Consider the following 9,736-nt stretch of genomic DNA (forward strand, 5'->3'; position numbering starts at 1 on the left):
GGCCCGTTTTTAGAGCTTGGCGGTCAACAGCGCTTCGAGTTTTTCCTGGTCGCGAGCAAACTGACGAATACCCTCGGCCAGCTTTTCGGTGGCCATCGCATCTTCGTTGGACTCCCAACGGAACTGCGCTTCGGTCAAATGCACACGCGCCTCGCCCGTATGGCCCGGCGCCAATTTACGCTCCAGCTTGCCATTGTCGGCGGCCAGCTTTTCCAGCAGGTCCGGGCTGATGGTCAGGCGGTCACAACCGGCCAACTGCTCGATCTGGCTCAGGTTGCGGAAGCTCGCCCCCATGACCACGGTCTTGTAGCCATTGGCCTTGTAGTAGTTGTAGATGCGCGTTACCGACTGCACGCCCGGATCATCGGCGCCGGTGTAGTCGTTGCCGTTGGCCTTCTTGTACCAGTCGTAGATACGGCCCACGAACGGCGAAATCAGGAACACACCCGCTTCGGCACAGGCCACGGCCTGGGCGAAGGAGAACAGCAGCGTCAGGTTGGTCTGGATACCTTCTTTTTCCAGGATCTCGGCGGCACGGATGCCTTCCCAGGTGGAGGCGATCTTGATCAGTACGCGATCACGGCCGATACCGGCTTTTTCGTACAGGTCGATCAGGCGATGCGCACGCTTGAGCACGGCATCGGTATCGAACGACAGGCGGGCATCCACTTCAGTGGAAATGCGGCCAGGCACCACTTTCAGGATCTCTTGACCGACCGCGACCGCAAAACGATCGCTGGCCAGGCCGACATCACCGTTGCAGTCGGCAACGCACGCGTCCAGCAGCTTGGCATAAGCCGGGATCGATGCCGCCTTGAGCAGCAGCGACGGGTTGGTGGTGGCGTCCACCGGCTTGACGCGAGCGATAGCTTCAAAGTCGCCGGTATCGGCTACGACGGTGGTGATTTGTTTAAGTTGTTCCAGCTTGGAAGTCATGGGCGTGCTCTGTCCTGTGGGTCTGATGACATTACCCGAGCGCTGACAGTCGCTCAAGGGCGCAAACGCGTTCGATCGTTTGCGAGGGCAATAACCTGAAAACAGCCGTTTGAAAGGCGGGCCTTGCAGGTAAATAGGAGGGCAAAAGGCGGAACAGGTTCAACCTGACTGATGCAAGGCCCCTCGCCACAGGATTACCGCCCCTCCAACAACCCCGCAGCTTGATCCAGCAACGCCAACGGATCACTGGCCTTATGAATATCCACCGACAACAACTGCCGAAACTTGCGCGCCCCTGGAAACCCGGTCCCAAGCCCTAGCACATGCCGGGTAATGTGATGCATCGCCCCACCCGTCGCCAGATGCTCGGCTATATAAGGCCGCAACTGCGCCAACGCTTCAGCTCGACTGATCACCGGCGCCGAACTCCCAAACAAGCGCTGATCCACCTCCGCCAGTACATACGGATTGTGATAAGCCTCCCGGCCCAACATCACCCCGTCAAACACTTGCAAATGCTCCTCGCACTGCTCAAGCGTCTTGATCCCACCGTTGAGAATAATCTCAAGTTCAGGAAAGTCCTGCTTCAACTGCGCCGCCACGTCATAACGCAGCGGTGGGATGTCCCGATTCTCCTTCGGCGACAACCCCTCCAGAATCGCAATCCGCGCATGCACGGTAAAACTGGTGCAACCCGCGTCTTTCACCTGTCCGACAAAATCACACAACTCGGCGTAGCTGTCCCGGCCATTGATCCCAATGCGATGCTTCACCGTCACCGGAATCGAAACAGCATCGCGCATGGCCTTCACACAATCCGCCACCAGGGCAGGGTGCGCCATGAGGCAGGCGCCGATCATATTGTTCTGCACACGGTCGCTGGGGCAGCCGACGTTGAGGTTTACCTCGTCGTAACCGGCGTCCTGGGCCATGCGGGCGCAGGCCGCCAGGTCGGCGGGCACACTGCCGCCCAACTGCAAGGCCAGCGGGTGCTCGGCTTCGTTGTGGCGCAGGAAACGTTCGTGGTCGCCGTGGAGGATCGCGCCGGTGGTGACCATTTCGGTGTAGAGCAGGGCGTGTTTGGAGAGTAGGCGCAGGAAGAAACGGCAGTGACGGTCCGTCCAATCCATCATGGGCGCGACGGAGAAGCGGCGGGAGATGGATTGGGGGGAAGCGGTATTTGGGGGCATTGGGGGATCTGAATGGATGGGACTGAGTGCGGGAGTTTATCAGGTATGGGGGTAAGGCTTGCAGCAAAGGCCTCTGCATCGAAGCGCGGTGTGGACTTATATTTCATTTGATCGGATATCGGGTCTGACCCCGATATCCTCTGGAATAAGCTGGAGCCAAGTGTGATCTCACCTCAAGCAGGTATATTTCAACGGCCGAGACGCTTAGGTCTGTACAGGATATTGAAATATATATCGTCGTTTTATGGAATACCTTCTACATGCGAAAAGCATTAGGAATAGGTTACTCCTCACTCGAGGGGAACAGTGTCTCCAAATAGGCGGATATAGGTGATGTGTCGGTAAGAGAGGACGCCGCCGCAATATACGAGTCAGGGCGAACCAGTAGTAACTTGTCAGTGTACGGGGCGGTACTTGAATTTATGTGAATGGTTTTTATAAAGGCAGGTAGATCTAATGTTTTTTTGAGGTTGCCAAAAATCAGGAGGGTGAAAGATTTATAGTCAAGAAGCGAATAAATTCGTGTATATGTTTGCTCTTCATTATTGAACTCCATGAAGTCTAACAAGCGTTTTCCGTGATATTCATGTTCTTCGTAACAGACGCCCATGCCTGTAATGTAACCCGATTTTTTTTCAACTATTTTTGTGTAATCTTTCGCGTGCGTTCCGTCTCTGGAGTATTTGGTTGAACGTACCAACTCTGCGGAAGTCTTGACCACTCCCAAGGCAACTGGTTTCCGCTCTTGTTCGTAGAGACTCAATAGCTTTCTAGATGCGCCAAGTCTCAAGACCATATTCATCCTCCAGATAAGGTTGAAAGCATCCCCCAAGCCGGTGTTTAGACCCAAACCGCCATTTACCGAGTGAATGTGGCAGGCGTCGCCCGCGAAGAAAACTTTCTCGTCAACAGCATAGTGCTCAGCCACAGACTCCTTTACCGAGAATTGCGAGAACCAAATGACTTTTTTGAAGCGTAATGTTTTCGGGTACATGGCCCGGTTGATCTTCGCAACTACTTGCTCAATGGTGAATTCTTTTGTATCCATTTGAACATAAAATCGATCCAGGTCTGCTTCGCGTGGTATCCACGCCACGTCGGACGTCTCGGCCTGAAAGATGATAATGTCCGGCACCTTTACGAAATCTGTATCAACGACGCCATCCAGCACGGCCCAAATAATTTGTGGATAGGTCACCTCGAATGGCACCTTGAAGAGGTTACGTACGAACGAGCGTGAACCATCGGCGCCAATCACAAATTTTGACTGAACTGTCTCAAGGGTGGACAGCGTTGTCGTACATCCAACATTTGTAACCTTGATGTCACAGACGGATGTATTACGGAGTACTGATGAATCAATATCTTTCAACTTTTTGTCTAGTAATCGCTCAAAGTGCGTCTGTCCGAGCATCATGAAATGCTTGTGAAAACAACCTTCCAATTCATCCCACCATGTCGACTGACGTGAGATAAACTTCCCCTCAGACCATATGGAAAGTGTGCTGCATGGTCTTCCTTTAGAGTAGAGGCAGCCAAACAGATCGACGATTTCTAGTAGTTGCAACGTGCGTGCGTTAAAGGCGTCAGCCCTGCCACCTTTTATGGGCGCGTCCGATTTGTCTATGATTAACATTTCCAAACCACACAACCGCCCCAGGTACGCGCACAGCAGCCCCACAGGGCCGGCACCAATGACAACAACGTCTACCTTCTTCGTATTCATTTACGCACCTCAAGATGGCCGTTGGTGACTGGGGGACGCCCATGGATGTGCACCCGACGCAAGTGGCGTCCAGTCTGGTGGGTGTACTTCTCGCGACCATGAAGCAACGATAAATTGTCGGCCAGCGCGAAATCTCCCTTCTGCCATTGATGTGCGTAATAGGCGCGTGGGTCGTGCAGCGTCTGCTTAAGACTGTTGAGCAGTGTTTCTTTCTCGCTCACACTGATGCCCTCGAATGAATACTCAGAGGGATTTATGAAGGAGTCATCGTTTTCGATTGGTGGTTCACAAAACCGCATAATGGGAAACCCACGATGCGGATGACTGTTGATAATAGGTGCTTGCGTCGTACTACTATAAAGCTCGACTGTGCGCTGATAGCGCCCGACCGCGCGCTGCCATAGCTCGCGGGCTTCTGGCGTCACGATACGTAGCGCTTCGACAGTACTTGAAAATGTAGTGCGTCCACCCTGTGTTTCGCTGGTACCGTGAACGCACTGAAACAGCTGGAATTCAGGCACCGTCTCAAGATACATTCCGTCCCAGTGTAGTGGCACATAGCTATTTGAAAATATGTGGTCAATGGGATTAGCGTGCTCGATCAGTTCAAGTACGGCACCGAATGGCCACATCATGATCTCTCCAAAGGTTGCACAGTAGAGGGTCAGGCTTTCGCTGCTGTCAAAATTGTCGAATCCCCGCAGTACAACTAACTGATGACTAAGTACTAATGAGCGCAGCCATTCAACTGACAGCTCACTAATATGCACGTTTGGACGCCCTGGTTTTATTAAAACCCCAAACGAGCAGGGCTTGCCTGTTTCGCCTATCAATGGCTCAAAGATCAGGGGGTTATGCATGGTGGTAGTGTTCATAACATTTCCATTGCTATTGAGTTGGTTTATACGATTAGGGTAGGTCTATTTCATAATGACTTTGCTGCTGGTCTAGTATTACGATGCGTCCACCTAGACTTTCGGCCACACTACGTTTCATTAATTCAAATTTCCCCCCTATCTTAACGGCGACACCATGCCAAGGCGTCAGCCAACTATCCACCGTTGGAATCATGTGAACACCAATCTTTAAGCTATTCACGGGTTGAGGATGAATAGAGAGGCGAATAGCGTCTGGAAATTGATTATCAAGAAGTGCGGCCCATGCTCGGCTAACCTGGATGACGCCGAGCGCTCGCTTTTTAGCGTCCTTCTGCAATATGCTTCTAGACCTGTTATCGCTTGGTATCAAACCGTCTTCCAACATAAAACGAGTAACCGCGCGGTAAAGGAGTGTGCCTCCCTCCTCTGTAAGAAGTTTCTGTTTGACCTCCTCTATAGGTTCCGCAAACTGATCAATTAGATGTAGTCGTATGCTGTCGAAACTAGAAGCGTGCTTGGCAAATGGTATAAAGTCTTCGAGACTGAACAAGCTTAGATGGTTAGTTGTGAGGCCAGAAATGATGCGCCGTATGCCCACCTGATAAGCACTAATTCTATCATCGCTAGCTCGAATCAGATCACCAAAAACTCGACCGTCTGAGCAAATTATTAGTTTGGCTCCTGGCTTATATAGTCTCGTGATACGCGTGCACAACTCATTAAGAAATGTGAGTGATATTTTTTCAGCCATATCAGGTAAACACCCCAGAACTTTTTTTGGACTTGGGGACTTTGCAGGGAATGCTGGCAATATAAACTCAATTGGCTGATTGGCGTTGACAAAGGACAGTATTCTTGGAAGCTGAATAGCTTTGATTTGTTCAAGCTTCTCTTGGGCGTCCAAGTGAGGTGTGTGCTCTGAGTTTTCTCGTCTGATCTTAAGTATTTCTTTTAAGATGGAAAGCGAAATATCATGATTAGTATCTTTTGACATGTCCTGACCTCACTTATTTGTATTGGTGTGTATACGAACAGTGGTGTGCGTCAGCTACGAAGCAAGCGCTCGTCACTCGACGGTTTAATATTCGGTCGGCAAATATTAAGTGGTTTTGATTCGACTTGAATTTAGGGGGTTTCTGCAGGCGTTTAAAGGCGTTGGTGGTATACATTGTGTTTGCGAAAAATATACAATCAAATTAAGGAGAGTTATAACTTGAGGAATTTCAAGCGCTTAGACTATTTTGTGGCTGTGGTGGAGACCGGCTCTTTCACGGGAGCAGCGGAGCGAATGGGCATTACTAAAGCCGTTGTCAGCCAACAGGTCTCGCTACTAGAGCACGAGCTTCGAACATCACTGCTAGTTCGCACTACGCGCAAGGTGCAAACTACCGCAGCAGGGCAAACCTTCTATCAGCGTTGCGTCGTGATTCTGAGTGACATAGAGGAGGCTTTCGAGGATGTATCCGGGGGGGCGTCGGGGCTATCCGGCTCGCTGCGTATTACAGCGCCCGTTAACTATGGCACCGATATAGTCGTGCCTACTATTGCTGCTTTCAGTAAGCAACACCCTGAGTGCAAGGTAGATATGTATTTGAGCGATAGGGTTTTGGATATCATGTCCAGCAATATAGAGTTATCTATTCGTGTTGGCTGGTTGATTGACAGCTCCCAACAGGCGCGAAAAGTCGGCTCTTTCCGGCAACTGCTTGTAGCTTCATCGGTAATGTCGCCTCAGTTGGCGCACGTCAATAATCCTCAAGACATTTCCCATCTGCCGTTCGTAGCCAATACCGCTCTGCGTAACCCTTTGCGCTGGAGTTTCTCCCTGGAAGACGGTAGCAAGCAGGCTGTGAACGTGCGGGCGTCCATTTTCTTAAACAGTACGCCTGCTGTGAATGCGGCCGTCCGCTGTGGCTTGGGGTTGTCTGTGCTCCCCGACTTCGTGGTTGCAAAGGATCTTGCTTCTGGTCGCCTCATGAATGTCTTGCCACAATGGGGGCTGCCCTCAGGCGGCATCTATGCAGTTTTTCCCGCCTCGCGCTTCCGGCCGGCAAAGGTCCGTGCTTTCGTTGATCTGCTGACGAAGTGCGAGCAACAGCGGTCTGAATACGGCAAGTTGGAGTTCTAAGTAAGTGTGGGTGGGGTCTGCTCCGTTGGATTGGACCCTATCAAACCAGTCACCAAGACCTCACAGGAGGGTGAACTCTTTCGGCGCCCTGTGTGGATACTGCTCGTTGTAGCGCTCGCAGGCCATTGTCAGGTTGCGTAGTGCTGTTTCTCGCTCGGGTTTGAACATATGTGCGACTTAGCGCTTGATCGTGTTGACGAAAATCTTGGCGAAGCCATGCCATGCAATCACTGGTGACCTACAGGTTGCTTGGAAATTGCTACGAGGGCAGGCTCAAATGTCCTCATTGGTAAGCAGTACGGGGAATTACGAAGAGATACACGTAATCCATCATCGGGTCGACGGAGAAACGGCGGGAGAGTGCCTGCGGTAGAGCGGTATGTGAGGACATTGGGATCAAGGAATAGGCCGGTGAGGACGGGCGCCTAATACCAACCTTTTAGCCCGTCCGTACTGATGTGCGTAGCAACAACACACCAAGCCCGACTCCCACCACAGCTGCAAACATCATCAGAAACATCGCCCCTGACCAGCCCAGTGCGCCAACAATGGTGCCAATCAAAACAGGCCCGATGACCTGGCCAAGATAGTTGCCCTGCATCACCCAACCAATACTCAGCGGCGCGAGCGACGGCGAGGGTGCAGTTGACGATGCAGTCGCGAGAATGGTCGCCGGTAATACTCCAGCGATCGCCGAGAACACAAAGCACAACACCACGGCGAGTGAGGCCGGCGTCTGCGGATAAAAGATACACACGCCCGCGACTCCCACGAGAACAGCGGATACAGCGATCAGTGTGCCCGCGCGGATGCCACGGGAAAGTAACAGGCCGGCCGCCAGGTTACCGACGATGTTGGCGGCGACGATCGCGGCGCTAATCACGCCGGCGGTACCGACGGGCACACCCAGGCGTTGCATCAGGAACACCGGAAGGAAGGTCATCACCGCGAAAAACTGCAGGTTGTACGCAGTGAAGCTCAGCGCAAGCGTCAGTGTCGCGCGTGCCCTCAGTACGCTGCGCAGCTGCGACCACACGGGCGTTGCCGCCTGGCGTGAGACCGTTGCATCGGCGGGGGTGGTGAGGAGCAATGCCGCCGCAGTCATTAGCACCAGTGCCGCGCTGACGTACCAATCGTTGCGCCAGTTGCCGAGCGACGGCCCAATGAGCATCGATAGTGCAATACCCCCTCCCATGAAGGTGCTCCACAGTCCAAACACGATGGGGCGTCTGGCTATCGGCGTCGTGCGGTTGAGCACGGCGGGCGCCGCGACCACCACGGTCAGAAAGCCTACCCCTTCGGCGAAACGGCTCACGAGCAACCATCCGAAATCGTGAGTCAGCGCGCCGGCAATGCTGCTGATACCGAGGATGCCAAGGCCTGCGATGAGCAATCGCCGGTCGCCCCAGTGCCGGACCAGCATGCCGGCGGCGATGCCACCGAATACGCCAATCAGTGGGAACACCGACATGATCCAGCTGAGCGACGCGAGTGAGCCGCCGAATTCCTGTTGCAAGGACGGCAGGGCGATGGTTGCTTTGCCGACATGCATGGCTGCGGCGATGCCTGCCAGCACCACATTCAAAACCACGATCCAGTCCACGCGCTGCTGAACGTTGGTGGTATCTACCGTAGCCATTGATATGCCCATTTTGCCTCCCGTCTGATTGACCTTGCGCCGAGAATACAAGTTGAAGTCAACTTCAATTCAAGTCGTCGGGAGTGAGACAATGCGTTCTACTGGTAGTGATAATGACCCGTTGCTGTCCATCAGTCAGATCGCCCGTCGCAGCGGTGTTGCGGCATCCGCATTGCGGTTTTATGAGTCTCGAGGGTTGATTGAATCGAAGCGGCATGAGGCCAGCCACCGCTACTTTCCGCGCTCAACGCTGCGACGTGTCGCGTTTATTGTCTTTGCCCAGCGGATTGGCTATTCACTGGATGAGATAGGCGTTCAGCTCGCCAGCATTCCAACCCATTTCCTGGCCACTGATGGTGACTGGCAGCGACTGTCGGGCGAGTGGAAGCAGCGTGTTGCCGAGAGAATTCTGGAGTTGCAGCGGCTGTATATCGAGCTCGATCATTGCATTGGTTGCGGGTGTCTTTCGCTTAAGCATTGCAAGATGACCAACCCGGGGGATCGCGCGGGGAAAAACGGTCCAGGCCCGCGCAGGTGGCTTGGGGATCCGCCGCCCACTCAGGACTTGCCCTGATAGGCAAACTCGCTGGCTGCATCAAAAAGTGGCAACCTGAACCGTTCCTGTCACCCGGAAAGATTTCATGATCGCGCGCGGTTTTGAGGTCTAGGATTGGGTCAGAGAATGGTACCGCCACGCTTCCAGCCCACAGGGAACTGAAAAATGATCTCGAACCTCTTCAAAGTCGTGATGATCGCTGGCACCCTGCTGCTGGGCGCTTGCTCCGGTGTGAGCACGAGCACCAGCAGTTGCCCCGCCGAGGGCTGCCAATCCTTCGGCGACCGTGTCACCGGAAGCGCCAGTAAGGCGAACTTCGGTGGCAGTAGTGCCATCGGTAGCAGTTTCAATGAATACAGTTCAGGGTTGCTGCACGACTAAAGCCTGAAGTGGCAGGGTAATCCCATTAAAGCCTGCCGCCCTTCAACAGTTGCAGGCCAAAGGCGAGCGTCCGTATTCTTTTGCGGCTCACATGGCAAGTGCATTCAACACGTGTATAGGACCGTTGTGGATCGCCCTTAAGAGCGCCTTCGCCGGACCAGTAGGCTCACGTCGGCCTTGTTCCCAATTGCGTAGCGTGCCGAGCTGAACATTGATCATCGCTGCGAATTTGGCCTGGGTCAGGTCTTGCTGTTCATTTTTCGGGTAGATCATTAATAAGGCGATCTTGGTCCCTGCTATAC

Annotated in this window: 10 protein-coding genes; 3 read left to right on the plus strand and 7 right to left on the minus strand. The window is 53.3% G+C overall.

Annotation, left to right across the window (positions count from 1 at the left end; translation table 11 throughout):
- Positions 1–9 precede the first annotated feature (9 nt).
- From tal to GNF76_RS29055, 5 genes are all read right to left on the minus strand, one after another.
- Positions 10–936 (minus strand): transaldolase, encoded by a 927-nt coding sequence (gene tal / locus GNF76_RS29035; protein WP_155586476.1) that lies wholly within the window; start codon positions 934–936, stop codon positions 10–12.
- A gap of 194 nt (positions 937–1,130) precedes the next feature.
- On the minus strand, positions 1,131–2,126 hold the full coding sequence (gene dusA / locus GNF76_RS29040) for a tRNA dihydrouridine(20/20a) synthase DusA (RefSeq protein WP_155586477.1): 996 nt from the start codon (positions 2,124–2,126) through the stop codon (positions 1,131–1,133).
- A gap of 283 nt (positions 2,127–2,409) precedes the next feature.
- Positions 2,410–3,852 carry an FAD-binding protein gene (locus tag GNF76_RS29045; RefSeq protein ID WP_155586478.1) on the minus strand — a complete coding sequence of 481 codons (1,443 nt, stop codon included), beginning with the start codon at positions 3,850–3,852 and terminating at the stop codon, positions 2,410–2,412.
- Positions 3,849–4,727: a TauD/TfdA dioxygenase family protein gene (locus GNF76_RS29050; RefSeq protein ID WP_155586479.1), complete on the minus strand. Its 879-nt coding sequence runs from the start codon at positions 4,725–4,727 to the stop codon at positions 3,849–3,851. Before GNF76_RS29050 ends, GNF76_RS29045 begins: the two co-directional genes overlap by 4 nt.
- 34 nt (positions 4,728–4,761) lie before the next feature.
- The gene (locus GNF76_RS29055) at positions 4,762–5,724 is read right to left on the minus strand and encodes an L-tyrosine/L-tryptophan isonitrile synthase family protein (protein ID WP_155586480.1); all 963 of its coding nucleotides are present in this window, start codon (positions 5,722–5,724) and stop codon (positions 4,762–4,764) included.
- Positions 5,725–5,943: 219 nt separating this feature from the next.
- Between GNF76_RS29055 and GNF76_RS29060 the strand changes: the two genes are divergently transcribed.
- Positions 5,944–6,858 (plus strand): LysR family transcriptional regulator, encoded by a 915-nt coding sequence (locus tag GNF76_RS29060; RefSeq protein ID WP_246212038.1) that lies wholly within the window; start codon positions 5,944–5,946, stop codon positions 6,856–6,858.
- Positions 6,859–7,297: 439 nt separating this feature from the next.
- On the opposite strand, the gene GNF76_RS29065 is transcribed toward GNF76_RS29060, so the two are convergent.
- Positions 7,298–8,497 (minus strand): MFS transporter, encoded by a 1,200-nt coding sequence (locus GNF76_RS29065; RefSeq protein ID WP_155586482.1) that lies wholly within the window; start codon positions 8,495–8,497, stop codon positions 7,298–7,300.
- Positions 8,498–8,588: 91 nt separating this feature from the next.
- Here GNF76_RS29065 and soxR point away from each other — a divergent pair, with 91 nt between their 5' ends.
- Positions 8,589–9,071, plus strand: a complete 483-nt coding sequence (soxR, locus tag GNF76_RS29070) for a redox-sensitive transcriptional activator SoxR (RefSeq protein ID WP_155586483.1) — start codon at positions 8,589–8,591, stop codon at positions 9,069–9,071.
- A 147-nt stretch (positions 9,072–9,218) separates the two neighbouring features.
- Positions 9,219–9,434, plus strand: coding sequence for a hypothetical protein (locus tag GNF76_RS29075; protein ID WP_155586484.1), 216 nt, complete (start codon positions 9,219–9,221; stop codon positions 9,432–9,434).
- Between the two features lie 87 nt (positions 9,435–9,521).
- On the opposite strand, the gene GNF76_RS29080 is transcribed toward GNF76_RS29075, so the two are convergent.
- Positions 9,522–9,736, minus strand: a 215-nt coding sequence (locus GNF76_RS29080; RefSeq protein ID WP_155586485.1) for a helix-turn-helix domain-containing protein, incomplete at its 5' end; no start/stop codon positions are given.

The sequence above is a fragment of the Pseudomonas spelaei genome, from assembly GCF_009724245.1.
Taxonomy (GTDB): domain Bacteria; phylum Pseudomonadota; class Gammaproteobacteria; order Pseudomonadales; family Pseudomonadaceae; genus Aquipseudomonas; species Aquipseudomonas spelaei.